23 protein-coding genes, 2 tRNA genes and 1 pseudogene are annotated in these 24,616 nt (G+C 59.8%); 19 read left to right on the top strand and 7 right to left on the bottom strand.

Going from position 1 to position 24,616, the window contains the following annotated elements:
- Nucleotides 1–65: 65 nt before the first annotated feature.
- The gene (locus ACXAC3_RS10475) at nt 66–1,496 is read right to left on the bottom strand and encodes a Glu/Leu/Phe/Val family dehydrogenase (RefSeq protein ID WP_475159525.1); all 1,431 of its coding nucleotides are present in this window, start codon (nt 1,494–1,496) and stop codon (nt 66–68) included.
- 326 nt (nt 1,497–1,822) lie between these two features.
- On the opposite strand from ACXAC3_RS10475, the gene ACXAC3_RS10470 reads away from it, so the two are divergent.
- From ACXAC3_RS10470 to ACXAC3_RS10460, 3 genes are read left to right on the top strand one after another with little or no spacing between them, the layout of a single operon-like run.
- Nucleotides 1,823–3,433: a TadE/TadG family type IV pilus assembly protein gene (locus ACXAC3_RS10470; RefSeq protein WP_475159524.1), complete on the top strand. Its 1,611-nt coding sequence runs from the start codon at nt 1,823–1,825 to the stop codon at nt 3,431–3,433.
- Nucleotides 3,430–3,960 (top strand): TadE/TadG family type IV pilus assembly protein, encoded by a 531-nt coding sequence (locus ACXAC3_RS10465; protein WP_475159522.1) that lies wholly within the window; start codon nt 3,430–3,432, stop codon nt 3,958–3,960. The genes ACXAC3_RS10470 and ACXAC3_RS10465 overlap by 4 nt, the downstream gene beginning before the upstream one ends.
- Nucleotides 3,960–4,523: a TadE/TadG family type IV pilus assembly protein gene (locus ACXAC3_RS10460; protein WP_475159521.1), complete on the top strand. Its 564-nt coding sequence runs from the start codon at nt 3,960–3,962 to the stop codon at nt 4,521–4,523. Before ACXAC3_RS10465 ends, ACXAC3_RS10460 begins: the two co-directional genes overlap by 1 nt.
- A gap of 2 nt (nt 4,524–4,525) precedes the next feature.
- Here the strand turns inward: ACXAC3_RS10460 and ACXAC3_RS10455 are convergent, their stop codons facing one another.
- Entirely contained in the window at nt 4,526–4,996 is a 471-nt protein-coding gene (locus ACXAC3_RS10455) for a hypothetical protein (RefSeq protein ID WP_475159518.1), read from the bottom strand.
- Between the two features lie 157 nt (nt 4,997–5,153).
- Here ACXAC3_RS10455 and ACXAC3_RS10450 point away from each other — a divergent pair, with 157 nt between their 5' ends.
- Nucleotides 5,154–6,065 carry a pirin family protein gene (locus ACXAC3_RS10450; RefSeq protein WP_475159516.1) on the top strand — a complete coding sequence of 304 codons (912 nt, stop codon included), beginning with the start codon at nt 5,154–5,156 and terminating at the stop codon, nt 6,063–6,065.
- Between the two features lie 26 nt (nt 6,066–6,091).
- Here ACXAC3_RS10450 and ACXAC3_RS10445 read toward each other — a convergent pair whose 3' ends face one another.
- The gene (locus tag ACXAC3_RS10445) at nt 6,092–6,679 is read right to left on the bottom strand and encodes a TetR/AcrR family transcriptional regulator (protein ID WP_475159514.1); all 588 of its coding nucleotides are present in this window, start codon (nt 6,677–6,679) and stop codon (nt 6,092–6,094) included.
- A 114-nt stretch (nt 6,680–6,793) separates the two neighbouring features.
- Between ACXAC3_RS10445 and ACXAC3_RS10440 the strand changes: the two genes are divergently transcribed.
- The 14 genes and pseudogenes from ACXAC3_RS10440 (at nt 6,794) to ACXAC3_RS10375 (ending at nt 19,496) form a co-directional block, all read left to right on the top strand.
- Nucleotides 6,794–7,027, top strand: a complete 234-nt coding sequence (locus tag ACXAC3_RS10440) for a hypothetical protein (RefSeq protein ID WP_475159512.1) — start codon at nt 6,794–6,796, stop codon at nt 7,025–7,027.
- A gap of 128 nt (nt 7,028–7,155) precedes the next feature.
- Nucleotides 7,156–8,442, top strand: coding sequence for a homoserine dehydrogenase (locus tag ACXAC3_RS10435; protein WP_475159509.1), 1,287 nt, complete (start codon nt 7,156–7,158; stop codon nt 8,440–8,442).
- A 69-nt stretch (nt 8,443–8,511) separates the two neighbouring features.
- On the top strand, nt 8,512–9,495 hold the full coding sequence (glpX, locus tag ACXAC3_RS10430; RefSeq protein ID WP_475159505.1) for a class II fructose-bisphosphatase: 984 nt from the start codon (nt 8,512–8,514) through the stop codon (nt 9,493–9,495).
- A gap of 91 nt (nt 9,496–9,586) precedes the next feature.
- Nucleotides 9,587–11,329: a single-stranded-DNA-specific exonuclease RecJ gene (gene recJ, locus ACXAC3_RS10425; protein WP_475159501.1), complete on the top strand. Its 1,743-nt coding sequence runs from the start codon at nt 9,587–9,589 to the stop codon at nt 11,327–11,329.
- Between the two features lie 97 nt (nt 11,330–11,426).
- A tRNA-Glu gene (locus tag ACXAC3_RS10420) sits at nt 11,427–11,501 on the top strand.
- A gap of 22 nt (nt 11,502–11,523) precedes the next feature.
- Nucleotides 11,524–11,598 (top strand) — tRNA-Glu (locus ACXAC3_RS10415).
- 332 nt (nt 11,599–11,930) lie between these two features.
- Nucleotides 11,931–13,670 (top strand): ABC transporter substrate-binding protein, encoded by a 1,740-nt coding sequence (locus ACXAC3_RS10410; RefSeq protein ID WP_475159497.1) that lies wholly within the window; start codon nt 11,931–11,933, stop codon nt 13,668–13,670.
- An 87-nt stretch (nt 13,671–13,757) separates the two neighbouring features.
- Nucleotides 13,758–14,807: an ABC transporter ATP-binding protein gene (locus ACXAC3_RS10405; RefSeq protein WP_475159494.1), complete on the top strand. Its 1,050-nt coding sequence runs from the start codon at nt 13,758–13,760 to the stop codon at nt 14,805–14,807.
- Between the two features lies 1 nt (nt 14,808).
- A complete protein-coding gene (locus ACXAC3_RS10400) occupies nt 14,809–15,885 on the top strand; it encodes an ABC transporter ATP-binding protein (RefSeq protein ID WP_475159491.1) in 1,077 nt (358 codons plus the stop codon).
- A complete protein-coding gene (locus tag ACXAC3_RS10395; RefSeq protein WP_475159489.1) occupies nt 15,882–16,745 on the top strand; it encodes a carbohydrate ABC transporter permease in 864 nt (287 codons plus the stop codon). The genes ACXAC3_RS10400 and ACXAC3_RS10395 overlap by 4 nt, the downstream gene beginning before the upstream one ends.
- The gene (locus tag ACXAC3_RS10390) at nt 16,742–17,539 is read left to right on the top strand and encodes a carbohydrate ABC transporter permease (protein WP_475159488.1); all 798 of its coding nucleotides are present in this window, start codon (nt 16,742–16,744) and stop codon (nt 17,537–17,539) included. The genes ACXAC3_RS10395 and ACXAC3_RS10390 overlap by 4 nt, the downstream gene beginning before the upstream one ends.
- 8 nt (nt 17,540–17,547) lie before the next feature.
- Nucleotides 17,548–17,949 (top strand): DUF2160 domain-containing protein, encoded by a 402-nt coding sequence (locus ACXAC3_RS10385; RefSeq protein ID WP_475159486.1) that lies wholly within the window; start codon nt 17,548–17,550, stop codon nt 17,947–17,949.
- 66 nt (nt 17,950–18,015) lie between these two features.
- Nucleotides 18,016–18,412 (top strand): annotated as a pseudogene (locus tag ACXAC3_RS10380) (BlaI/MecI/CopY family transcriptional regulator).
- A complete protein-coding gene (locus tag ACXAC3_RS10375; protein ID WP_475159485.1) occupies nt 18,399–19,496 on the top strand; it encodes a M56 family metallopeptidase in 1,098 nt (365 codons plus the stop codon). Before ACXAC3_RS10380 ends, ACXAC3_RS10375 begins: the two are co-directional and overlap by 14 nt.
- Before the next feature lie 5 nt (nt 19,497–19,501).
- Here the strand turns inward: ACXAC3_RS10375 and ACXAC3_RS10370 are convergent, their stop codons facing one another.
- The 4 genes from ACXAC3_RS10370 to ACXAC3_RS10355 all read right to left on the bottom strand — a co-directional run bounded on the left by ACXAC3_RS10370 (nt 19,502) and on the right by ACXAC3_RS10355 (nt 23,765).
- Nucleotides 19,502–20,905 carry an MATE family efflux transporter gene (locus ACXAC3_RS10370; RefSeq protein WP_475159483.1) on the bottom strand — a complete coding sequence of 468 codons (1,404 nt, stop codon included), beginning with the start codon at nt 20,903–20,905 and terminating at the stop codon, nt 19,502–19,504.
- 95 nt (nt 20,906–21,000) lie between these two features.
- Complete coding sequence (locus ACXAC3_RS10365) at nt 21,001–22,098, bottom strand: mandelate racemase/muconate lactonizing enzyme family protein (protein ID WP_475159480.1); 1,098 nt, start codon at nt 22,096–22,098, stop codon at nt 21,001–21,003.
- Between the two features lie 95 nt (nt 22,099–22,193).
- Nucleotides 22,194–22,709 (bottom strand): redoxin domain-containing protein, encoded by a 516-nt coding sequence (locus tag ACXAC3_RS10360; RefSeq protein ID WP_475159477.1) that lies wholly within the window; start codon nt 22,707–22,709, stop codon nt 22,194–22,196.
- Nucleotides 22,710–22,715: 6 nt separating this feature from the next.
- Nucleotides 22,716–23,765, bottom strand: a complete 1,050-nt coding sequence (locus tag ACXAC3_RS10355) for an L-idonate 5-dehydrogenase (RefSeq protein WP_475159476.1) — start codon at nt 23,763–23,765, stop codon at nt 22,716–22,718.
- A 73-nt stretch (nt 23,766–23,838) separates the two neighbouring features.
- Between ACXAC3_RS10355 and ACXAC3_RS10350 the strand changes: the two genes are divergently transcribed.
- Nucleotides 23,839–24,606, top strand: a complete 768-nt coding sequence (locus tag ACXAC3_RS10350; RefSeq protein WP_475159474.1) for an SDR family oxidoreductase — start codon at nt 23,839–23,841, stop codon at nt 24,604–24,606.
- Nucleotides 24,607–24,616 lie beyond the last annotated feature (10 nt).

The raw sequence follows: 24,616 nt of genomic DNA, 5'->3' as shown, positions 1-24,616 counted from the left end.
GCGTGTTGCGCGCAGACCCGTTGCGATGGGGCGGCCCGGTGCAGACCGGATCGCCCCCTGAAAAATCAAAGCCCCTTGGCGCGATAGCTTTTGGCCACCCGATCAATGGCAACGATATACGCCGCAGTCCGCAGGTCTTCCACGTCGTCGCGGTTGTGCCAGACCTCGCGCATGGACTGATAGGCGATGCGCATCGTGTCATCCAGGCCCGAGCGCACCAGCTCCAGCTCGCCCGCGCCGCGAAGATATTTGGCCTTGAAGTCCGGAGACATCGACCAGGCATCTCCGAGATAGCGATCCAGCCGTTCAAGTTCGCTGACGATCAGTTCGTGGCGCGCCTCTTCCTGACGGCGCTGCATCCGGCCAAAGCGGATATGGCTCAGGTTCTTGACCCACTCGAAATAGGAAACCGTCACACCACCGGCATTTGCATACATATCGGGGATGATCACGGTGCCCTTCTTGCGCAGAATTTCATCTGCGCCGGCTGTTACCGGACCGTTCGCGGCCTCGATGATCAGAGGGGCCTTGATGCGGTCCGCATTGCCCAGATTGATGACGCCCTCCAGCGCCGCCGGAACCAGGATGTCGCACTCCGCCTCCAGCACCTCGGCGCCTTCTGCGGAATGGGTGGCATCGGGATAATCTTTGACGCCGCCATGCTTCACGATCCACTGACGCACCAATTCAACGTCGATCCCGTCAGGGTTATACAGCGCGCCGTCCCATTCGATAATTCCGACGATCCGGGAACCGTCCTCTTCGCTCAGGAATTTTGCAGCGTGATAGCCCACATTGCCCAGCCCCTGCACAACGACGCGTTTGCCATCGAGAGTGCCCGACAGGCCCGCCTTCTGAATATCCTCGGGGTGGCGGAAGAACTCGCGCAGCGCGTATTGAATGCCGCGCCCGGTCGCCTCGACCCGCCCCGCGATCCCGCCGGCGTTCAGGGGTTTGCCGGTAACGCAGGCGCGCGAGTTGATGTCCGTTGTGTTCATCCGCGCATATTGGTCCGCGATCCAGGCCATCTCACGCTCGCCCGTCCCCATGTCCGGGGCCGGAACGTTCTGAGACGGGTTGATCAGGTCACGTTTGGCCAGTTCATAAGCGAACCGCCGCGTGATCTGTTCCATTTCATGTTCTTCGTATTTCCGCGGATCGACGCACAAGCCGCCTTTTGATCCACCGAACGGGGTCTCAACCAGAGCGCATTTATAGGTCATCAGGGCGGCAAGCGCCTCGACCTCGTCCTGGTTCACGGCAAGCGCATATCGAATACCGCCCTTCACCGGCTCCATATGTTCGGAATGGACCGAGCGGTAACCTGTGAACGTGTGAATTTCGCCCCGCAGGCGCACGCCGAACCGCACCGTGTAGGTGGCATTGCAGACCCGGATTTTTTCCTCCAGCCCCGGGGGCAGGTCCATCAGAGACGCCGCCCTGTTGAACATGAGATCTACACTTTCGCGAAAGCTGGGTTCATTTGTGGCCGTCATTTAATCCTCCGTGCCAGCGAACGACTTGCGTCCTGACGTTTTGTCGCACCCTATGCGTAAACGATCAATAATTAAGCAGAAATAAAGCGAAAAAAACGGGGAAATGGCGGTCATATGCGCTGAGTCGCCGTTGCCAGCGCGTGTTGGCCGAATTGTCGCCCAATCGAAAACAACGACAACCAACGCCGTCAAATTATCCTGCAAATACCTGCAAAGAGGCGATATCCGGGGCTTTCTCGCCCAATTCCCGCCACGATTCGACGGTAATTTCCTTATGTTAACTTTTCCTTAGCAGTGTTGGATGTCTGCTCAGCGAGGTCATCAAGATGGTAACGCGCGTATTTCAAAGCGGCACTAAAAGAATAAAAGACAGTGTTTCGGCGGCCCGGGGTTTTTCGAGAAACGAAGACGGGACGTTCACGATTTTTGTTTTGCTCGGGTTCCTGGTAATATTCGCGACGACGGGGATGGGCGTCGACCTCATGAACTATGAGCGCGACAGGGCGAACCTGCAGTCCACTCTGGATCGCGCGGTTCTTGCCGCCGCGGACCTGGACCAGACCCTTCCGCCGCGGGATGTGGTGGAGTCCTATCTGGACAAGGCCGGGCTTCTCGACAAGCTCAAGACGGTCAGCGTGCAGGAAGGTATTGGCACGCGCATCGTGTCGGCCACTGCCGAAGCCGTCGTCGATACGCATTTCATGAGCTTTTCCGGCATCCACTCTCTGACCGCCAACGCCGCCAGCACGGCGGAAGAATCCATTGGTGCGGTCGAGATTTCGCTGGTCCTCGATATGTCCGGCTCGATGAGCAGAGCCTCAGCCTCGCCCGGCGTTTCGAAAATCGCAGCGCTAAGAAGCGCGGCCAAGGAATTCGTGACGCTGATGCTCGACAAACCGGGTGAGAGCAAAATCTCGATGTCGATCGTCCCCTACGCAACTCAGGTCAACGCCGGCGCCGACATTCTGGACAAATTCACGAATGTATCGTCCGAGCACAGCTATTCGCACTGCGTCAACTTCACATCCAGCCAGTTCAACACCGCCGGGCTGAGCCCGACAACAACGTTGCAGCGGACGGCGCATTTCGATGTTTTCACAAATTCGGAAACGCCGATCGCGGCGCCGATCTGCCCTGTTCGTGCAGGCAGTGAAATCACCGCGATGACCGACGACATCAATTTCCTGCATGACCAGATCGACGCCCTGACGCCGAACGGAAACACTTCGATTGATATCGGCATGAAATGGGGTTCGGCGATGGTGGACCCGCAATTCCGGAGCGTTATCAACGATCTGGCCACCGAGGGCATTGTGCCGGCCAAGTTCAGCAACCGTCCGATGGCTTACGAAGAGGACGTTCTTAAGGTCGTCATTGTGATGACCGACGGTAAGAACACAAACCAGTACAAACTGCATTCCGATTACCGCGATGGTCTTTCAGATGTCTGGTACAACCCTGACTACGTTCGCTGGAACGGTGACAAGGGTGAATACAGCGTCCGTGTCTCGACCGACCCGGACCGGTACTACTGGTCTCAGCAGGAACAGTACGCGTCCTATCCCCATGGTGAAAACGAACCGGGTGAGGCGACACGGCTGACATATCCGCAGCTTTTCAACCTCGCCTCGGTCTACTGGAACGCGGTCGTCAATTACGAGTTCGAGTCGGATCCGGTTCAGACATGGTATCGCGACCTCTACAGCTACGTCGGATCAAGCTCTAAGAACACCAGAACCAAAAACATCTGCGCAGCCGCCAGAAACAAAGGTGTCATCATCTATGGCATTGCGTTCGAGGCACCGACAAGCGGTCTGAATACGATCAAGGATTGCGCCAGCTCGGACAGCCATGTCTACGACGTGAGCGGCATCAATCTGGAGAAGGCGTTTGAATCCATCGCGTCTTCGATCAAGAAGCTGAGGTTGACACAATGATCCGTAGATCTCTGGCGCGCGCGCGTAAGATCAGGAAATCCGAGGACGGCGCGGTGACGGTCGAATTCGTCCTGATCTTTCCGGTGTTCATGTTCTTCATCCTCAGCGCAATGGAATATTCGCTGGTGACGATGCAGCAGGCGATGCTGGAACGAGCCGTGGACCAGACGGTGCGCGACATCCGTCTTGGTACCGGCACCAACCCCACCCACGATCAGATCAAGGACTCGATCTGCGCCAGGGCGGGCGTGGTCAGAGGCTGCAGCACGAACCTGCGGCTGGAAATGATTATCCAGGACGCCTTTGTGGGTGTGGACCTGCCCGTCGAGCCGGACTGCACCGACAATTCGGAAGAAGTCAAACCGGTACGCGAGTTCAACAACGGTCTTTCCAACGAACTGATGATCCTGCGCGCCTGCGCAAAGGTCGATCCCGTGTTCCCGACTTCGGCCATGGGACGTGCGTTGGTTGATGATACCGGTCAGATCGCGCTGACAGCGACAACCGCCTTCGTTCAGGAGCCTTAATGATGCGCCTTTTCCCTAAAATCCGACGTCGCCTTGGGGGCACCGCACGCGATGAATCCGGTCTTTTGACCGTCGAGGCCGTGCTGGTTTTCCCGATGCTGGTGTGGACGATCACCGGCGCGTTCACCTTTTTTGAAGGCTTCCGGCAAAGCGCCTCGAACCTCAAGGCAGCCTACACGCTTGGGGATCTGATCTCACGCGAGACGCAGATGATCACGAACACATATGTCGATTCCCTGCACGAATTGATGCAAAGGATGGTGAACAACGGGTCGGAAATGAACCTGCGGGTTTCGCTTATCGTTTATGACGGAGATGATGATCGCCATTACGTCCGCTGGTCGACTTCGCGCGGTTATGACGGCATCTGGACGGATGACAACATTTCGAACATGCGCGACAGCCTGCCGCCGATGCCGAACCAGGACACGCTGATTATTGTCGAAACCTCGAACACGTACGAACCGGTATTCGGGTCCGGCTGGGTGGATGACAACTATACCTTCAAAAACTTCGTGTTCACCCGCCCGCGCTTTACCAACGAGATCGCGGCGGACGTGTGAATTTAGGCTCTGTCGGCAATCATTGCCGACAGAATTTCGGACATGAACTTGGTTTCCGCTGGCGCCGTCATGCCGCCAATGCCAATCCTGCGGCCAAGCCTCCACCACAGCCCCGGTGCCCAGCTGTTTTCCGCGCCGTCCCGCGTCTTTAACAGAAACCCGTTTGAGGGTTTGAACGCAAAGACGCCCCGGTCCACGGACTGTATATCCTCTACCCTCGCGATTACGCGCCCTGCCCCGGTTCTGAGTTCCGTCTGAGTCAACTCGATCCAATCATGGGTCGCGGTCCACATGCGATACGCCAGCCAGAAGGCCGCGGCGCCAACCGCCAGAAGAAAGACCAGCCACTGCGGCTCTGGCGGTCGTGCAAGCGCCACGTACAGGACCAATCCACCGACAATGCTCAGCATCCCGACGCCCAACCAACGCCGTGGCGGGGATGCTTTCACTGTGGCCAATATGTCTTTGTTCATTTCCGTCCCCTGCTCTTTTCAACTGGGTTTAGCTGCTTTGCATCCGGAAAGACAGAGGGCTATCTATCGCGGATTTTTGCACATGTTCCGTTTTTTCGCGCAAATTGACGCCACAGGCGCACAGGTTAGATGTGGTCAAAAGCATCAGGAGGACACAATGTCCCTAAGACCAACATTGGAAACCCGAAAAGCTGTTCCGACGATGGAGGGTGCGGGCGTAAAGCTGCATCGCGCGTTCGGGTTTCAGGACCCTTCGGAACTGGACCCGTTCCTGCTGTTCGACGATTTTCGGAACGAACGGCCGCAGGATTATCAGGCAGGCTTTCCGTGGCACCCGCATCGGGGAATCGAAACGATCACATATGTTCTGGCCGGTACGGTGGAGCATTCGGATTCGCTCGGCAACAGCGGAACTCTGGGGGCCGGCGATGTTCAGTGGATGACCGCCGGATCAGGGATTCTGCATCAGGAAATGCCCAAGGGAAACACGACCGGCCAGATGCACGGGTTCCAGCTGTGGGGCAACCTTCCTTCGGATCAGAAGATGACAGCGCCACGCTATCAGGACGTCCAAAGCAAGGACATTCCCGAGATCACCGACGACGACGGCACAATTGTACGGGTGATCGTGGGTGAGTTCTGGGGAAAAACCGGGCCGGTCGACGGAATTGCGGCCGATCCGCAATATCTGGATGTACAGATTCCCGCCGGTGTCAAAAAGACCTTTCGCATTGATACATACCGCCGGGCTTTCGCCTATGTATTTCAGGGCCAGGCCGCCTTTGCCGACGCGTCGCAACCCACGGGCATCCTTCTGGAAAAAGAGGTTGCCGGTCAGGAGGTTAATATCCGGGACATGTCCGGCGACCGGACATTGGTTCGTTTTGGCACGGGTGACGAGGTTACGGTTCAGGCCGGGCCGGACGGCGTGCGCTTCCTACTGATCTCTGGTGCCCCGATTGACGAACCCGTCGCGTGGCACGGCCCGATCGTAATGAATACGCGAGCCGAGCTGGAACAGGCATTTCAGGAATTGCGGAACGGCACGTTCATCCGCCCGGCGCACTGAACCTTCTGACCCGCCCAACGGGCGGGTCAGGCTGACACGGCGCGGCGCACCATATCCCAGTAGACCTGTTCAACCTCGTCCAGCGACAGGCGTCCGCCCGCGCGGTACCAGGTCATGACCCCGTTCAGCATGGCAATCACCGCAAGCGTCGCGATCTTGGTGTCTGCGATGTCAAACAGCCCGGCCCCCTGCCCGTCGCGCAGGATCGCCTCAAGCGAGTTTTCGTAGGTACGGCGCAGCGCCTCGATTTCCAGAAAGTTCTCGGGCGTCAGGTTACGCAGTTCCATGTAGGCGATGAACACCTCATCCGGCCGTTGAAGGTGAAAGCGGATGTGAAACCCGACGAAGCGGCGCAGCGCATCTGCTGCGTCCGCTGGTTTTTCCAACTCGGCATAGGCTGACAACAGATCCTGCATGTGGTCATGCATCAGGCGGTACAGAAGGCTCTGCTTATCCGGGGTATAGTTGTACAGGGCACCCGCTTGCACGCCGACCTCGCCCGCTATCTGACGCATTGATACCGCCGCATAACCGTGACGAGCGAACAATCCCAAAGCCGCTTCGCGAATGCGCGGTCCGGTGATGTCGGAATGAGAACCCTGAGTACGTGCCATGCCTTCACCGTATCTGAACGTTTGTTCATATAGAACCCCGCTTGAACCAGCCTGTTAAAAGGTGCATCACGGTTGCAACCGACCTTGAAAGGGTTCCGCATGAAGCCTTTGCCTTTGCTGATCCTGGCGCTTGTCTGCACCGGATGCGCCGACTTCCCGGAGCTGGAGAGCAGCGAACTGCCAGAGGTGCAATCTGCGCGCTACCCGCGACTCATCCCGCTGCAGGAAACTTTGGGACCGCCGGTGAACCCGGCAAGCGAGGCCGCCGAAATCGAAGAAGACCTGATCGCGCGGCGCAAAGAGCTGCGGAAAAAAGCGCGCCGGCTTCAACGTGCGGAAATCAACTGAAGCCATCCGTTTTCAACAACCCACTTACAGCCACGACGCATTGCACCCTTGCGCCGAACCCGCTAAGGCAGCGCTGAACGGGCAAAGGTCCGAAACCAGGGAAATTCGAGCGGAAAGGAACCCACGGAATGACACAGGCGCTGCGGCTGGGAATTGCGGGCTTGGGAACGGTTGGTGTGGGTGTCGTCAGGATTGTGCGCCGGCATGCCGATCTGTTGCAGGCGCGTACTGGCAGACCGGTGGAAATCGTCGCCGTCGCCGCGCGGGATTCCGACAAGGACCGTGGCGTGAACCTGTCGGATTACGCGTGGGAAACGGACCCTGTGGCCCTGGCAAAGCGCGATGACATTGATGTTTTCGTCGAACTCATGGGCGGCGAAAACGGCCCGGCCAAAGCCTCGGTCGAGGCCGCGCTGACCAGCGGCAAGGACGTAGTGACCGCGAACAAGGCCCTGCTGGCGGTACATGGTCAGGAGCTGGCCGAAAAAGCCGAGGCCGCGGGACGCGTCATCCGGTTCGAGGCCGCTGTTGCGGGCGGAATTCCGGTCATCAAGTCCCTGACCGAAGGTTTGGCGGGCAACGAGATCACCCGCGTCATGGGCGTGATGAACGGCACTTGCAACTATATCCTGACCCGCATGCAATCGCAGGAGCTGGGCTATAACGCGCTGTTCGAGGAATGCGCGCAACTGGGCTATCTTGAAGCCGACCCGAACCTGGACGTCGGGGGCATTGACGCAGCGCATAAACTGGCGCTGTTGGCCTCGATCGCGTTTGGAACAAAACCGAATTTCGACGGAATTCAGATCGAGGGTATTCAGCAGATCAGTCTGGATGACATCCATCAGGCCGCCGATATGGGCTATCGCATCAAACTGCTGGGTGTTGCGCAGCGCACCGCCCGCGGGTTGGAGCAGCGAATGCAGCCCTGCCTGGTCCCCAGCGGCTCGCCCCTGGGACAGCTGGAGGGCGGCACCAATATGGTGGTGATCGAAGGCGACGCGGTTGAGCAGGTTGTGCTACGTGGACCGGGCGCGGGCGAAGGCCCGACGGCCAGCGCCGTGATGGGCGATGTCTGCGATCTGGCGCGCGGATTGCAAATCCCGACCTTCGGCCGCCCGGCGGCAACATTGCAGGACGCGATCCCGGCAATTACCGGCCTGCCCGCCCCCTATTATCTGCGTCTTGCGCTGTATGACAAACCCGGTGCGCTGGCCAAAGTGGCCGCCATTCTGGGCGATGCCGGAGTGTCGATTGACCGGATGCGCCAGTACGGACACTCCGAAAGCACCGCACCGGTTCTGATCGTCACACACAGAACCACGCGGGCCACGCTGGACGTTGCGTTGGAAGGTTTCCGCGCGACCGATGTCGTCTCCGGGGACCCCGTCGCGCTGCGCATTGAAGAGGTTTGACCCTTGCGGCCTGCCTAAAACGCAGGATATGCCGGATAAAACGCCTGTACTTACCCGAGGATACCGAAAATGAGTGCTGCCAAAATTGACTTCAACGACCGCCTGCTGTCTCTGGGCCTGGCGCGTGTCGCCGAACAGGCTGCGCTGGCCTCGGCCTCGCTGGTTGGGCGGGGCGACGAAAAAGCTGCCGACCAGGCGGCGGTAAATGCCATGCGCGAACAGCTGAACCTGCTGGATATCGCGGGTGTGGTCGTCATCGGCGAAGGCGAGCGGGACGAAGCGCCAATGCTGTATATCGGTGAAGAGGTCGGCACCGGAAACGGCCCCGGCGTGGATATCGCGCTGGACCCGCTGGAGGGCACGACGCTGACCGCCAAGGACATGCCCAACGCCCTGACGGTGATCGCGATGGGCCCGCGCGGGTCGATGCTGCACGCGCCGGACGTTTACATGGACAAGCTGGCCATCGGCCCCGGTTTCCCCGAAGGTGTCGTCACATTGGAGATGAGCCCGCGGGAGCGTGTCGAAGCGCTGGCAAAGGCCAAGGGCTGTGGACCCGCGGATATCACCGTCTGCATTCTGGAACGCCCCCGGCACGAGGCGATGATCGCCGAAGTGCGGGAGACCGGCGCCTCGATCCGCCTGATCACCGACGGCGACGTGGCAGGCGTCATGCACTGCGCCGAAAGCGAAGTGACCGGCATCGACATGTATATGGGCCAGGGCGGCGCCCCCGAAGGCGTTCTGGCCGCTGCTGCGCTGAAATGCATGGGCGGGCAGATTTTTGGCCGCCTGCTGTTCCGCAACGACGACGAACGTGGCCGCGCGGCCAAGGCCGGCATCTCTGATCTGGACCGCGTCTATGCGCGGGATGAGATGGTGACAGCCGACGTGATCTTTGCCGCGACCGGCGTGACCGGCGGTTCGCTGCTGCCGCGCATCAAGCGCGAACCGGGTTGGGTGGAAACAACAACCCTTCTGATGCGGTCGAAGACCGGCTCGGTCCGTCGCATGTCCTACCGCACGCCGATGTGGTCCCACGACAACGCCTAACCGCTTGCACCCCTGCCCTGCGCAAGGGTATCCATACAGGTAAGAAGGCCGGGTCCGAGAGGGTCCGGACTTGGCACATCAGGGGCAGGTCATGAGCTTTCTTGGGGTTGAACAATCTTTGTCCGGTCGGCGCTGGGTTGGCCCCACCGCTGATGTGGAGCGTGCGACAGAAATGCTGGTGCAGCAGGCCGGCCTGCCGCGCGCGGTCTGTCAGGTTCTGGCCCGGAGGGGGATTCCTGTGATGGAGGCTGCGGGATTTCTGGACCCCAAGCTAAAGGAACTTTTGCCCGACCCGCGATCCATGAAAGACATGAAAACCGCCGCAACCCGGTTCCTTACTGCGGTTCGGGCCAGGCAACGGATCGCGGTGTTTGCGGATTATGACGTCGACGGCGGCAGTTCGGCCGCTCTGCTGCTGGTCTGGCTGCGCCAGATGGGCCTGCAGGCGACGCTTTATGTTCCCGACCGGATCGACGAGGGTTACGGCCCCAACGCTCCGGCCATGCAGGAGCTGGCTGCGAAACATGACCTGATCATATGCGTGGATTGCGGCACACTCAGCCACGAACCCATCGCGTCCGCCAAGGGCGCGGATGTGATCGTTCTTGATCACCATCTGGGCGGTGAAACCCTGCCCGACTGCGCCGCCGTGGTGAATCCGAACCGGCAGGACGAAAGCGGTGAGCTGGGCTATCTCTGCGCTGCCGGAGTGGTGTTTTTGATGCTGGTCGAAGCCGGACGTCAGCTGCGCGAGAAAGGGGAAAAAGGCCCGGACCTGATCGGCATGCTGGACCTGGTGGCGCTGGCGACCGTTGCGGATGTGGCGCCGCTGATCGGGGCGAACCGGGCGCTGGTGCGACAGGGGTTGAAGGTCATGGCCCAGCGGCAACGCCCGGGACTTGTCGCCTTGTCCGATGTGGCCCGGATGGATTCCGCGCCAAACAGCTATCACCTGGGTTTCCTGCTTGGTCCCCGGGTGAATGCGGGCGGGCGCATCGGTCAGGCCGATCTGGGCGCGCGGCTGCTCAGCACAGATTCGATGACCGAGGCCGAGGCCCTGTCTCAGCGGTTGGACGCCTTGAATACCGAGCGGCGCGATATCGAAAACGCCGTGCGTGCCGCAGCGATGGAACAGGCCGAGGAACGGGGTCTGGATACGCCGCTGGTCTGGGCAGCCGGGGACGGTTGGCATCCCGGCGTCGTGGGCATCGTCGCCTCGCGTCTCAAGGAAACCGCCAACCGGCCTGCGATCGTCATCGGCTTTGACGGGGACGAGGGCAAAGGCTCGGGCCGGTCGGTTTCCGGCGTCGATCTGGGGGCGTCGATTCAGCGCCTGGCGTCCGAGGGGTTGTTGGTCAAAGGGGGTGGTCACAAGATGGCGGCTGGCCTGACCGTGATGCGCGACCAGTTAGAGCCCGCCATGCAACGGCTCAGCGAATTGCTGGCCAAACAGGGCGCGGGCGAAGGCGGCCCGGCGGACCTGAAGCTTGACGGCACCCTGATGCCCGGCGCGGCAACGGTTGACCTGATCGAACAGATTGAAAAAGCGGGCCCCTTCGGTGCCAGCGCCCCTGCCCCGCGCTATGCCCTGCCCGATCTCCAGGTCCGGTTTGCCAAGCGTGTCGGGGAGACCCATCTGAAGCTGTCTCTGTCCGACGGTGTGGGCGCCGGTCTGGACGCAATCGCCTTCGGTGCCTTTGATGGTCCGATGGGTGACAAGCTGTCCAATCATGGCGGCGCGCGGTTCCATTTCGCGGGGCGGCTTGAGGTGAACACCTGGGGCGGACGACAGAGCGTTCAACTGCGTCTGGAGGACGCCGCGCAGGCAAATTGAACCCGGTCCGGAAGCCGCCAAAAAAGTTTCGCAGCGCTGCGTTTTTCGGCTTGCGGGGGGGAAGGTAATCCGTAAAAGGCCCTCCACAAGCCAGCGTGGCCCGTTCGTCTATCGGTTAGGACGCCAGGTTTTCAACCTGGAAAGAGGGGTTCGATTCCCCTACGGGCTACCACTTGTGCTTGACTGGACCAAATGGCCCGTTCGTCTATCGGTTAGGACGCCAGGTTTTCAACCTGGAAAGAGGGGTTCGATTCCCCTACGGGCTGCCATTTCCCTGATTCAAAACCACTCGCTGTCACCACCAATTCGCGCAGTGAAATATCTTAAATCGTATCAAGGCCAATACGCGCGATTTTCCAGACAGCTTTCCAAGAATCAATAACTTGGCAAGAAGAGGTTATCGGAACGCATCTGGCCACTGCGCGAAGTTCCACCTTGAGCCGCCGGATCACTTGCGCTGATGAAAATCATTTAAAAACGGATAGTTACTCCTTTTTCCTCCTATTTACTAAAAAATTAGTTTGACACATATGCAAAAAATCGCTGATGCTGTGCGCCATCCGGTCTGCGCCGGATAGCCATAATTTTTGGGAGGAAACAGATGCGGAGACATCTACTTTCCGCAGTGGCGGCGGCTGCCGTCATTGCGGGGCACGGTCCCGTTTGGGCCGACGAAGCCGCAGCACAACGTTGGATCGACGACGAATTCCAGCCATCAACCTTGTCGAAAGACGAACAGATGGCCGAGATGAAGTGGTTCATCGAAGCTGCACAACCTTACGCGGGCATGGAAATTAACGTCCTGTCCGAAGGCATTCCGACCCACTCCTACGAGTCAGAGGTTCTGACCAAGGCGTTCGAAGAGATTACCGGAATCAAGGTCAATCACCAGATCCTTGGTGAGGGCGAAGTGGTTCAGGCTGTTCAGACCCAACTGCAAACGAGCCGGAACCTGTATGACGGCTATGTCAACGACAGTGACCTGATCGGCACCCACTCGCGTCTGCAACAGGCTTATCCGCTGACCGACATGATGGCGGGTGACTGGGCGGCGACAACTTCGCCGACGCTGGATCTGGATGACTTCATGGGTATCCAGTTCACCACCGGCCCGGACGGCAAGCTGTATCAGCTGCCGGATCAGCAATTCGCCAACCTCTACTGGTTCCGCAAGGACTGGTTCGATGACGAGGCCAACAAGGCCGCGTTCAAAGAGAAGTACGGCTATGATTTGGGCGTTCCGGTCAACTGGTCGGCCTATGAGGACATCGCCGAGTTCTTCACCAACGACGTGAAAGAGGTCGACGGCGTTGCGATCTACGGCCACATGGACTACGGCAAGCGCGCACCTGACCTTGGTTGGCGCATGACCGATGCTTGGCTGTCAATGGCCGGTGCCGGTGACGTCGGCGAGCCGAACGGCATTCCGGTTGATGAATGGGGCATCCGCATGGAAGCGGGCACCTGTAACCCTGTTGGTGCATCCGTGTCCCGCGGTGGTGCTGCCAACGGTCCGGCTGCGGTCTACGCGATCCGCAAATGGGATGAGTGGCTGCGTGCCTATGCGCCTCCGGGTGCGGCGTCTTACGACTTCTACCAGTCGCTGCCGGCGCTCAGCCAGGGCAACGTGGCCCAGCAGATCTTCTGGTACACCGCCTTCACTGCCGACATGGTGAAGCCGAAGTCCGAAGGCAACAACACCGTGGATGACGACGGCACGCCGCTGTGGCGGATGGCGCCCAGCCCGCACGGCCCCTATTGGGAAGAAGGCCAGAAGGTTGGTTATCAGGACGTGGGTTCCTGGACCTTCCTCAAGTCGACCCCCGCGGATCGTGCTCAGGCAGCGTGGCTCTATGCTCAGTTCGTGACCTCCAAGACTGTCGATGTGAAGAAGTCCCATGTGGGTCTGACTTTCATCCGCGACAGCTCGGTCAACCACGAGAGCTTCACCGAGCGCGCACCCAAGCTGGGTGGTCTGGTCGAGTTCTATCGCTCGCCTGACCGTGTGGCATGGTCGCCGACCGGCATCAACGTCCCGGACTATCCGAAGCTGGCCCAGATCTGGTGGCAGCAGATCGGTGACGTGAACTCGGGCGCCTTCACCCCGCAAGAGGCGATGGACCGTCTGGCAGAAGAGATGGACATCACCATGGCCCGCATGCAGGCCGCGGATGAAAGCGCCGGTGTCTACGGTGGCTGTGGCCCGCGTCTGAACGAACCGCAGGATCCGGACTTCTGGCTGGAAAAAGCGGGCTCGCCCAAGGCCAAGCTGGAGAACGAAAAGCCGCAGGGCCAAACCGTCAACTATGACGAACTGGTTCAGCGCTGGCAGTCCCAGTAAGCCAATAAACCCCGGGGGTGCCGCATCAGGCGCCCCCATCTCAAGACCAAAGCAGCGCGATGCGCTGCGGGATCGGAACCCACGGACATGATCGAACTTAAAGACGCCACCAAAAGGGTCGGCAATGTCATTCATATCAAGCCCACGACCCTGACCCTGCACACAGGTCACTTCAACGTGCTGCTGGGCGCGACGGGATCGGGCAAGACCTCATTGATCAAGATGATGGCCGGGCTGGACCCGATCGCCTCGGGCAGGGTCCTGATGGACGGGCAGGACGTGACCCGGCTGAACACGCAGAAGCGTCAGATCAGCCTCGTGCACCAGTTCTTCGTGAACTACCCTCATATGACCGTTTTCGACAACATCGCCTCGCCGCTGCGCGTGGCCGGCATGGCGCAGTCCGAGGTCGAGGGCCGCGTGGAAGAGGCCGCCGACCTGCTGCAACTGCGCCCGATGCTGAACCGCCGACCGCACGAGCTGTCGGGTGGACAGCAACAACGCACGGCGCTGGCACGCGCCATCGCGAAGGAAAGCCGCGCTGTGTTCCTGGATGAACCGCTGGCGAACCTGGATTACAAGCTGCGCGAAGAACTGCGCGAGCAATTGCCGGACCTGTTCGCGGGCCGTGGGGCCGTCGTGGTTTATGCCACCTCGGAACCTGAAGAGGCGCTGCTGCTGGGTGGACATACCGCCCTGATGGAAGATGGTCGCGTGACCCAGTTCGGCCCGACCGCAGACATTTACCGCAACCCTGAAAACATCGCCGCTGCGCGGGTGTTTTCGGATCCGCCAATCAATGTGGCGCGTATCACCGTTTCGGGTGCCCAAGCCCAATTGGCCGGTGGCGGCGGCTGGACGGTCGCGGACATGGCCGACGGAGATTACATGGTCGCCGTGCGCCCGCACCGGGTCACGCCGTTCCGCACATCGGACGCGGATGTCGAACTGACCGGCCGTGTGATCGTGACCGAATTGTCCGGCTCGGATTCCAGCGCGCATTTCCAGCATGGGGATGACGCCTGGGTGTCGCTGGCCGCTGGCGTGCACCCCTATCAGGTTGGCGAAGATCACAGTTTCTACATGAACCCGGCTCATTGCCGGTATTTCGGCCAAGACGGCCAAAGGGTGGCCTGACATGGCACAGATCAAGCTTTCAAACCTTCGACACAGTTACATGCCCACGCCGAAAGGCCCGGAAGATTACGCGCTGAAGGAAATCGACGTGACATGGCGCGACGGCGGAGCTTATGCGCTGCTGGGTCCGTCGGGCTGTGGCAAGTCCACGCTGCTGAATATCATCTCGGGCCTGCTGACGCCGTCCGAGGGGCAGATCCTGTTCGGCGACCGCGACGTCACCGCCCTGCCCCCCGATCAGCGCAACATCGCGCAGGTGTTCCAGTTCCCGGTGATCTACGACACGATGACCGTGGGCGAGAACCTGGCCTTTCCGCTGAAGAACCGGGGCGTCGATGCAGCAACTATCGAACGCCGTGTTTCGGAAATTGCCGAGATGCTGGACGTCACGGACATGCTGAACACCCGTGCCTCGGGCCTGAGCCCGGATAACAAACAGAAAATCTCGATGGGGCGCGGATTGGTGCGTGACGATGTGAATGCGGTGATGTTCGATGAACCGCTGACCGTGATCGACCCGCATCTGAAATGGAAGCTGCGGTCCAAGCTGAAAGAGCTACACCAGCGTGTGAAGGCGACGATGATCTACGTCACACACGACCAGACCGAGGCGCTGACCTTCGCCGATGAGGTCGTGGTGATGCAGGAAGGCGAAGTGGTTCAGATCGGAACCCCGGTTGAACTGTTCGAACGCCCGCAGCACACGTTTGTCGGCCACTTCATCGGATCGCCCGGCATGAATGTCTTGCCCTGTGAGGCCAAAGGCGACCGCGCTGTGTTCGAAGGCCACGAGGTGATGCTGGAAGGCCCGACCCACGGTGACGGTGGCCGCACCGATCTGGGCATTCGCCCGGAATACATAAGCTTTGGCGAAACCGGCATCCCCGCGCATGTCACCAAGGTGTCGGACATTGGCCGTCACTACGTGGTCAGCGCCATGGTCGGCGATACCCCTGTGAAAGCCGTAGTTGAACACAACGCTCCCAACCCCGGCTCACACGTATTTCTGCAATTCAAACCCGAACAATCCCGCGTCTACCGCGACGGCTGGATCGCAACTCAGGAGCGGGTACAATGAGAACGGAAAACCAAAAAGCATGGTTCTTTGTCCTGCCGGTTCTCGCACTGGTCGCCTTCAATGCGCTGGTGCCGATGATGACGGTGGTCAACTATTCGGTGCAGGAAACCTTCGGCAACAACCAGTTCTTCTGGGAAGGGTTGGGCTGGTTCGAACAAATTCTGCGGTCTGACCGGTTTCAGGCCGCTCTGGGTCGTCAGTTCCTGTTCACCTTCCTGATCCTGCTGATCGAGGTGCCTCTGGGCATTATCGTGGCGCTGTCCATGCCCCGCAAAGGGTTCTGGGTGCCGGTCTGTCTGGTGCTGATGGCCCTGCCGATGCTGATCCCTTGGAACGTGGTCGGCTCAATGTGGAACATCTTCACCCTGCCCAAGATCGGGTTGATGGGATATTTCCTGAATGACGTGCTGGGCATCAACTATGACATGACGCAACAGCCACTGTCGGCCTGGATTACCGTCATCATCATGGATGTCTGGCACTGGACTTCGCTGGTTGTTCTGCTGTGCTATGCGGGCCTCGTGTCGATCCCGGACGCCTATTACCAGGCGGCCAAGATCGACGGCGCGAGCCCCTGGTCGGTGTTCCGGTATATCCAGCTGCCCAAGATGAAGACCGTCCTGACGATCGCCGTTCTGCTGCGCTTTATGGACAGCTTCAACATCTATACCGAGCCCTTCGTTCTGACCGGCGGCGGCCCCGGCAACTCAACCACCCTGCTGTCGATCGACCTTGTGAAGATCGCGCTAGGACAGTTCGACCTTGGCCCTGCAGCCGCGATGAGCCTGATCTACTTCGCCATCACGCTGCTGGTCAGCTGGGTCTTCTACACTCTGATGACAAAGGATGACGCGCAATGAACAAGCGGTCCATCATCCCGATCCTCTATATCGCGTTCCTGATGCTGCCGATCTATTGGCTGGTGGCGATGTCCTTCAAGACCACGAATGAGATCCTGTCGGGCTTTTCCCTGTTCCCCCAGACCTTTACGCTGGAGAACTACATCACCATCTTCACTGATCCGACGTGGTATTGGGGTTACATCAACTCGATCATCTATGTGACGATGAACACGGTGCTTTCGGTCTGTGTCGCCCTGCCCGCTGCCTATGCGTTCTCGCGCTATCGGTTTCTGGGGGACAAGCAGTTGTTCTTCTGGCTGCTGACCAACCGGATGGCCCCGGCGGCGGTCTTCGCATTGCCGTTCTTCCAACTCTATTCGTCGATCCACCTGTTCGACACCTATCTGGCGGTGGCGCTGGCGCATACGCTGTTCAATGTGCCGCTGGCTGTGTGGATTCTCGAAGGTTTCATGCGGGGTATCCCGAAAGAGCTGGATGAAACGGCCTATGTCGATGGCTATTCCTTCCCGCGCTTCTTTGTGACGATCTTCCTGCCCAACATCAAAGCGGGCGTGGGCGTCGCGGCTTTCTTCTGCTTCATGTTCTCATGGGTCGAGATGCTGCTGGCCAAGACCCTGACCGCGGTCGAGGCCAAGCCCATCGCTGCTGTGATGACCCGCACCGCCTCCAGCGCCGGATACGAACTCGGCCTGCTGGCGGCTGCCGGGACATTGACCATCATCCCCGGCGCCATCGTCATCTGGTTTGTCCGCAACTACATCGCGCGCGGTTTCGCGATGGGACGTGTGTGAGGTTCGATATGCGTAAACTCCTTCTCGCCCTTCCTTTCCTCCCCTCAGCGGCCTTCGCGCAGCAGGCCGGATGGGGCAATGTCGGCCAGCAAGAGGAAAAAGGCTTCTCCTGGACAGACCCGCTGTGGCCTGATTTCTGGATGGCCTGGACCCCCGCAACTCTGGCCGTGTTTGTCGGTATCTTTTCGGCCATTGCCCTGATTGGCGTGCTAGAGGTCACAAAATTCCGCGACGGGATCGAACGGCGCGGTGTGCTGGGCTTGACCACCACGTTGGGCGACCGGCTGTTCATCACGCTTCTGGGCTCGGCCTATATCTTTCTGGCCTGGCTTGGGCTGGTGGGTCAGCCGGTCTGGACGCCGCTGTTTCTGTCCATCGGATGGGGCGTTTTCGTGTTCTGGAAAGTTTGAGCTTTGAAAACAGCTGAAAGGATGCTTGTCTGTCAGGCATAACAAAAGATGACGTCACAAAGACCGATGCGTAAGAAAAAAACGACGAAACTGCTGACCGAAGTGGAACTTGAGTTCATGAACGAACTCTGGGCTCTGGGTCAGGGCTCGGTCCGTGACGTCCTTGATCGCCTGCCGCCAGAGCGCAACCTGGCCTATACGTCCGGCGCAACCATCCTGCGGATTTTCTGACGAAAAAGGATTTGTCGAAAGTCGCAAGGACGGCAAAACGCTGATCTACAGGCCGCTTCTGGAAAAGGACAGGTATCAGGCACGGTCGCTGCAAAACCTTTCCCGCACGTTGTTCGACGATACCCCAGCCTCGCTGGTGGCGCGTCTGGTCGATGATGCCGGGTTGAGTGAAGCCGATCTGGAGGAAATTCGGGCACTGGTAGAGAGGAGACTGCAAAATGACAGCGGTTAAACCGGTTCTCGATATGTTTCTGGAATTCAACCTTGTCCTTGGTCTGGCCGCGTTTGTCTGGCTGGTGGCACGGGGCGTATTGTCCAGAACATCCCTCAGCCATGGATTTGTGGCACAGTTGCGCGCGCTCAAGGCGCTCTGCCTGTGCATTGTCCTCAGCCCCCTGTTGGCGCTGGGGGTTTCCGGGCTTGCCTCTCATACCTCCGCGGGCGGGCCGGTTGCCATTGGCGACCTTGCCGTTGCCGCTTATCTACGGGGGGACATCGCTATGCCGGCCACCCAGTTCGAGGCGTTGCTGAACACGCGCCAGCGCTGGGTTGAGATGATCGTCAGCGGTGAGCACCAGATTGTTTCGGCTGTCCTCGTGCTGATGGCGCTGGCCGCGCTGGTCTATGCCCTGCGCGCGCTCCGGGACGGGCTGGCAATCCGCGAAACGGTGAACAACAGCTTTTTGTGGCGCCGGTCCGCGCGGGTCGATATCCGCCTGTCGGACCGCATCGCGGTTCCCTTCGCGGTCCGCGGGCTGCGCCGGCGTCATGTCGTGTTGCCCAGCCATCTGCTGGACACCCCGCGAGAGCTGCGTTTTGCACTGGCACATGAATTACAGCATGTGCGTGCCGGGGACGTGGAATGGGAACTTGGGTTCGAGTTGCTGCGCCCGCTGCTGTTCTGGAATCCGGCCTATCTGGCCCTGAAATACCAGTTCGACCGCCTGCGCGAACTGGCCTGTGATCAATCCGTTGTTGCGCGCAAGGGCATTGACGCGTGCGATTATACCTCTTGTCTGCTGGACTATTGCGCCAGAACCGTTGTGCGGGGCAGCCCGCGCGTGCTGAACGTGGCTTTGGTCACTGGCGGCAAGGCAAAACGCGTGCTGCGTCAAAGGGTGATCGCCCTGGCGGATGCGCCCTCGGTTCAGACAACGATGCCGTTCATGTTCCTGGGTCTGACGCTGGTCTTTGCACTGGTGCTTGGGCTGGGCGCTGCATCCGTTCGGCAGACCGAGGATTGGAGCCATGACCGCATTATGCTGTCGACCGTTGTCAATCTTGAACGCCTGGAAGCCCGCAATCAGGGCGACTGATCCGATTACCAGCCTCGCCGCCCGAACAGGGCCTGCAACCGGTTCTGTCCCGCAAAAGGATCGACGGGTTGCGGCTGAGCGATTTGCGCCACGACACGGCGAACAAGAATCCAGCAGATCGCTGCAAATATGACACCGCCAAGCGCCTGCCCCAGCAACACGCCGGGCGCGCCGGCGATATAGGCCCCGGCCACGGCGAATGGCCAGGTTCCCAGCGTGTGCCGCCCCCAGTTGACCCAGGTCGAATAGACCGGATGCCCCAGATTGTTGAAACTTGCGTTGGCGACAAAGATCACTCCATTGAAAAACGAAGTCAGCGCCAGCGGCCCGCAGAACAGATAGATCAACGCCCGGGTTTCACCCTGCGCCTGAAACAGATCGGCGATGGGCGCACGCAGCAAAAACAAGGTCGCGGCCATCAGGCAAACATAGACGGCCGTAAACTTGACCCCGGCCAGAAAGGTCTCTTTCACGCGGTCGTACTGAGCGGCGCCAAAGTTCTGCCCGACGATTGGACCAATCGCACCCGACAGGGCAAAGACGACCGAAAACGCCACCGGCATCAGGCGCGCGATGACGGCCATGCCTGCCACCGCATCCGTTCCGAACTGGGCAACTTCGCGGATCACGATGGCGTTGCCGATCGGGGTGGCGATATTGGTCAGAACGGCCGGAACCGCGATGGCCCGAACCGGCCTTAAATCCGACATCGCCTGCTTCACGGACGGTCGAGCAAAACCCTGATGCACACGCACAGCCGGCCTGACGGCGGCGATCAGCATGCACACCCTTGCAATCACCGATGCGATGGCCGCACCGTCCAGCCCCAGCCCGACCGCGAAGATCAGGATCGGGTCAAGCACGGCGTTTGCGACCCCGCCGTAAATCGTCGCCTGCATCGACCTCCGCGCATCCCCGTGGGCACGCAAGACCGCCATCCCCGCCATTGCGACCGCCATCACCCACATGGTCGGCAGGATGATCGAGACATAGCGCGCCGCCAGCCGCAGAACCTCATCCTTGGCACCCAGCAGAGACAGGAAAAACGTCAGGTTGAACAACACCACGACCGAGACCAGAAGACTGACCAGAATACCCAGAATGGCAACGCTGGTCCCGAATTGACGGGCCTGCTCGGGGCGGCCGGCTCCAAGCTCTCGTGCGACCAATGCCCCGGCCGCAATCGAAAGCCCGACATTGATCGAATTGGTGAAGAACAGCAGCGTACCTGCATAGCCGACCGCCGCCGCCAATGCGTCGTTGCCCAGCATTGAGATGAACACCATGTCTACGAAATCCACCGCAAAGATCGCCATCAGGCCAATGCTGGTGGTCAACGACATGCGGGTTACGTGCCGCATCAGGCTGCCCGACAGGAACACGGCTTTGCTTGCTGATTGTGTTGCCATGAACCTCTTAGCCCCCGTTTCGTGTTCTTTTTTCTTTATCCAGTCTTAAACGATCAGTCCCGCGCCTTGTCAGCCCAAAGATGATCCACCGGCGATCACAGCTCTTCCTTGTGTTCGGAACGCAGCCTGTCCCAGTCAAATTCCACACCAGTTCCTGGGGTATCCGGAGCCACCGCCAGACAATCCTGCACCACCAACGGGCGCTTGGTGTATTGATCAATCGGAAAAGAATGAACCTCCAGCCATCCCGAGTGAGGTTGCGCGGATACCAGGCTGACATGCAGTTCCTGCATGCCATGACTGCACACCGGAATGCCGTATTTGCGGCTGAGCGCGGCCACCTGCAACCAGCCCGTGATGCCGCCGCAATTCGAGGCGTCCGGCTGCACGAAACTCAGCCCGGCATCCTCGAACGCGTATTCGAATTCATGGATCGTATGCAGGTTTTCCCCCATCGCCAGCGGCACGCCGGTCTCTGCGGCTATGCGCCCATAACCTTTGTAATCATCCGGAATTGTGGGCTCCTCGAACCACAGAATGTCGTGCTCGGCAAAGCCTTGTGCCGCGTCGATCGCCTGTTCCACCGACATCGAGTAATTCGCGTCGACCATGAAGAACCGGTCCGGCCCCAGCAACGCGCGCACAGCTTTTGCCCGCTGCAGATCATCCGACAGGCTGGGCTGACCCACTTTGATCTTCACTCCGTTGAATCCGCGCGCCAGATACCCTTCGGTTTGCGCCAGAAGCCGGTCCAGCGAGAAATTCAGGTCGATGCCCCCGGCATAGGCCTTGCAGCGGTCTGACGCCCCACCCGCCATTTTCCACAATGGCAGGTCGCTCAGCTTTCCACGAAGGTCCCACAGCGCGATATCAACCGCCGATATGGCAAAGGACGCGATACCGCCGCGCGCGACATAGTGCACATGCCATTGCATAGCGTCATTCAGGGCCTCTACACGATCCGCGTCCTTGCCGATCAGAAACGGTGCCAGATCGTGTTCGATCATCGCAAGTATGGCGTTCCCGCCCTTGCCGCCTGTGTAGGTATACCCGATCCCTTCGGCTCCCCCGTCGGTTCTAACGGCAACGGTGACAAGCTGAAAAAAGGTGTGATCCCCGTGCTTTGCGTCCACCAGCACTTCGGCAAGCGGCACATTGAACAATCTGGCCTCTACGGATCGGATGCTGTTCATGACGTGGTGTCCCTGCTGTGTTCGCGGATTGCCCGATACGCGTTGCGCTGTGTTGGCATGTCGCTGTCAATTATCCGGTTTCCATCGGCCGCCCGTCAGGAAGTTCCCCGCACGGGCCGATCATTGTCGATATTGAAATTCATCCCGTCCAGAAGCTCATCAAGATCCGGTCGGGCCGCCGGGCCGTTTGAAATATCGACCAGCATCAAAGTACCGTCGGGCCGCAAAGCAAACATGCCCGGTTCCGCAAATGGGCGGTCCGTTTCAGCATCGGACAAAGGCTGAGACACGTAGAGACCAAGATCCCGCATCTGCGAAACCGTCAGGCCATAGCAAAGATCGAACTTCCAGCCAAACTCCGCCTTATCGGCCAGGGCTTTCTCCAATGGATCGGCCGACACTACGATGACATCCATTTTCGCAACCCAGTCGGCCAACTGGTCGTTCAGCTTGTTCAGGTAGCGCTTGCAGCGCGGACAATGCCGCCCGCGATAGACAAAGAGGACAGTCCAACGCGTCTTGGGCTGGCCAAGTTCGCAAATTTCGCCATTGGTCTGCCGAAAGCTGGTTGAGGCGATGGCCGCGCCAACCGCGGGTCTGGAAAGTGTCATCGGAACTCATTCCCCCTGAAACGTCAACTGAACTTTCATCGCACTGGACCGGTCGGACGCGGTATCAAAGGCCAGAACGGCATCCGACATATCGAAACTGTGGGAAATAAGCGGCTCCACGTTCAGCAACCCGCCCTGCATCATCTGAACCGCCGTAGCAAATTCCGGGTGGAACCGGAACGAGCCGCGCAGAGTGATCTCTTTGGCTGTGATCATCTGCATCGGAACCCGCATATCCCCACCCAGCCCCAACTGGATCACTATGCCGCCCGGCCGCAGACATTCGACGCCCGTGGCCAGTGCCTGAACGGCACCGGAACATTCCAGATGCACGTCGATCTTCCCCTTACCGCTGCTGAACCGCTTCAGCTTATCCGGGGCGGATTGCACGTTGATCCCCTCATCCGCGCCGCAGCCCATTGCTATGTTCAGGGTAAAATCCGAAAGATCCGTGGCAACGATCCGAGCGGCCCCGGCGCGGCGGGCGGCTAGGATCACAAGACAACCAATCGGTCCGCAGCCTGTGACCAGAACCGTTTTTCCGACAAGATTGCCGGCCTGCTGTATCGCATGAAGACACACGGCCAGAGGTTCCGCCATCGCCGCCTGCGCGGCTGTTAACCCATCGGCCGGAACGCATTGATCTGCATTCGCGACCAACTTCTGCCGGAACGCGCCCTGAACATGTGGAAACGGCATGGCGCTGCCATAAAACCGCATGTTCAGACAGTGGTTTTGCTGCCCGCTCAGGCAATATTCACATGCCTGACAGGGCCGCGACGGGGACACAGCCACAAGCTGACCGATGTCCAACCCCTGAACGCCCTCTCCCAATCTGGAAACAGTTCCCGCAACCTCATGCCCAAGCACCATCGGCTCGCGCAGCCGGATCGCACCGAACCCGCCATGAGTGTAGTAATGCAGGTCCGAGCCGCAGATACCGCCCGCCTTCATCTCAACCAGAACTTCACCCGGGTCGGGATCCGGGGTTTCGCGCGTTTCCAGCCGCAGGTCGCGCGCAGCATGGACAACAACACAAGCGTTTGAGGCCGGCATATCGCTATCTTCCCTATACAGACCGCAAAAAGATACGGATAGTTGGCGCCATACACCAAGGGGTTTTTTCGATATGACGCTTCAATTGTTTGACCTGACCGGACAGCGGGTTTTGATCACGGGGTCCAGTCAGGGCATCGGCCTGGCGCTTGCCAGTGGGCTGGCCGGTGCAGGCGCCGAAATCATTCTGAACGGGCGGGACACGGCCAAGATTTCGACCGCCGCCTCGGACCTGCGCGGCGCAGGGGCGGTTGTCCACGAACTGGCCTTTGACGTCACCGACCACGAAGGCGTCAGGTCTGCGGTGGATCAGTTCGAGGCTACAACAGGCCCGATTGACGTCCTGATCAACAACGCCGGGATGCAGCACAGAACCGAATTGCAGAATTTTCCCGCCGACGCGTTCGAGCGGTTGCTGCAAACCAATATCGCCTCGGTGTTTCATGTGGGTCAGGCCGTCGCGCGGCACATGATTGAACGTGGCAAGGGCAAGATCATCAACATAGCCTCGGTTCAGACCGCTCTGGCCCGACCCGGCATCGCCCCGTACACGGCCACCAAGGGCGCGGTGGCAAACCTGACCAAAGGCATGGCTACCGACTGGGCGCAATACGGGCTGAACTGCAATGCCATCGCCCCGGGATACTTCGACACCCCTTTGAACGCCGCGCTTGTGGCCGATCCCGAATTCAGTGCCTGGCTGGCAAAGCGCACTCCGGCCGGACGCTGGGGCGACGTGGGCGAGCTTGTGGGTGCGGCGATTTTCCTGTCGTCGGCGGCGTCCAGTTTCGTGAACGGTCATACGCTGTACGTCGATGGCGGCATAACCGCCTCGCTTTGACCGGTCCCGG

Source organism: Ruegeria sp. ABV4_181 (genome assembly GCF_056158465.1).
Note: the sequence above shows the minus strand (reverse complement) of the source record. Positions and strands in the feature narration are given on the sequence as shown.

Bases quoted from the DNA above. Each gene is read 5' to 3' on its own strand.
- ACXAC3_RS10475 (WP_475159525.1), bottom strand. From the start codon at position 1,496: ATGACGGCCACAAATGAACCCAGCTTTCGCGAAAGTGTAGATCTCATG.
- ACXAC3_RS10470 (WP_475159524.1), top strand. From the start codon at position 1,823: ATGGTAACGCGCGTATTTCAAAGCGGCACTAAAAGAATAAAAGACAGT.
- ACXAC3_RS10465 (WP_475159522.1), top strand. From the start codon at position 3,430: ATGATCCGTAGATCTCTGGCGCGCGCGCGTAAGATCAGGAAATCCGAG.
- ACXAC3_RS10460 (WP_475159521.1), top strand. From the start codon at position 3,960: ATGATGCGCCTTTTCCCTAAAATCCGACGTCGCCTTGGGGGCACCGCA.
- ACXAC3_RS10455 (WP_475159518.1), bottom strand. From the start codon at position 4,996: ATGAACAAAGACATATTGGCCACAGTGAAAGCATCCCCGCCACGGCGT.
- ACXAC3_RS10450 (WP_475159516.1), top strand. From the start codon at position 5,154: ATGTCCCTAAGACCAACATTGGAAACCCGAAAAGCTGTTCCGACGATG.
- ACXAC3_RS10445 (WP_475159514.1), bottom strand. From the start codon at position 6,679: ATGGCACGTACTCAGGGTTCTCATTCCGACATCACCGGACCGCGCATT.
- ACXAC3_RS10435 (WP_475159509.1), top strand. From the start codon at position 7,156: ATGACACAGGCGCTGCGGCTGGGAATTGCGGGCTTGGGAACGGTTGGT.
- glpX (WP_475159505.1), top strand. From the start codon at position 8,512: ATGAGTGCTGCCAAAATTGACTTCAACGACCGCCTGCTGTCTCTGGGC.
- recJ (WP_475159501.1), top strand. From the start codon at position 9,587: ATGAGCTTTCTTGGGGTTGAACAATCTTTGTCCGGTCGGCGCTGGGTT.
- ACXAC3_RS10410 (WP_475159497.1), top strand. From the start codon at position 11,931: ATGCGGAGACATCTACTTTCCGCAGTGGCGGCGGCTGCCGTCATTGCG.
- ACXAC3_RS10405 (WP_475159494.1), top strand. From the start codon at position 13,758: ATGATCGAACTTAAAGACGCCACCAAAAGGGTCGGCAATGTCATTCAT.
- ACXAC3_RS10400 (WP_475159491.1), top strand. From the start codon at position 14,809: ATGGCACAGATCAAGCTTTCAAACCTTCGACACAGTTACATGCCCACG.
- ACXAC3_RS10395 (WP_475159489.1), top strand. From the start codon at position 15,882: ATGAGAACGGAAAACCAAAAAGCATGGTTCTTTGTCCTGCCGGTTCTC.
- ACXAC3_RS10390 (WP_475159488.1), top strand. From the start codon at position 16,742: ATGAACAAGCGGTCCATCATCCCGATCCTCTATATCGCGTTCCTGATG.
- ACXAC3_RS10385 (WP_475159486.1), top strand. From the start codon at position 17,548: ATGCGTAAACTCCTTCTCGCCCTTCCTTTCCTCCCCTCAGCGGCCTTC.
- ACXAC3_RS10375 (WP_475159485.1), top strand. From the start codon at position 18,399: ATGACAGCGGTTAAACCGGTTCTCGATATGTTTCTGGAATTCAACCTT.
- ACXAC3_RS10370 (WP_475159483.1), bottom strand. From the start codon at position 20,905: ATGGCAACACAATCAGCAAGCAAAGCCGTGTTCCTGTCGGGCAGCCTG.
- ACXAC3_RS10365 (WP_475159480.1), bottom strand. From the start codon at position 22,098: ATGAACAGCATCCGATCCGTAGAGGCCAGATTGTTCAATGTGCCGCTT.
- ACXAC3_RS10360 (WP_475159477.1), bottom strand. From the start codon at position 22,709: ATGACACTTTCCAGACCCGCGGTTGGCGCGGCCATCGCCTCAACCAGC.
- ACXAC3_RS10355 (WP_475159476.1), bottom strand. From the start codon at position 23,765: ATGCCGGCCTCAAACGCTTGTGTTGTTGTCCATGCTGCGCGCGACCTG.
- ACXAC3_RS10350 (WP_475159474.1), top strand. From the start codon at position 23,839: ATGACGCTTCAATTGTTTGACCTGACCGGACAGCGGGTTTTGATCACG.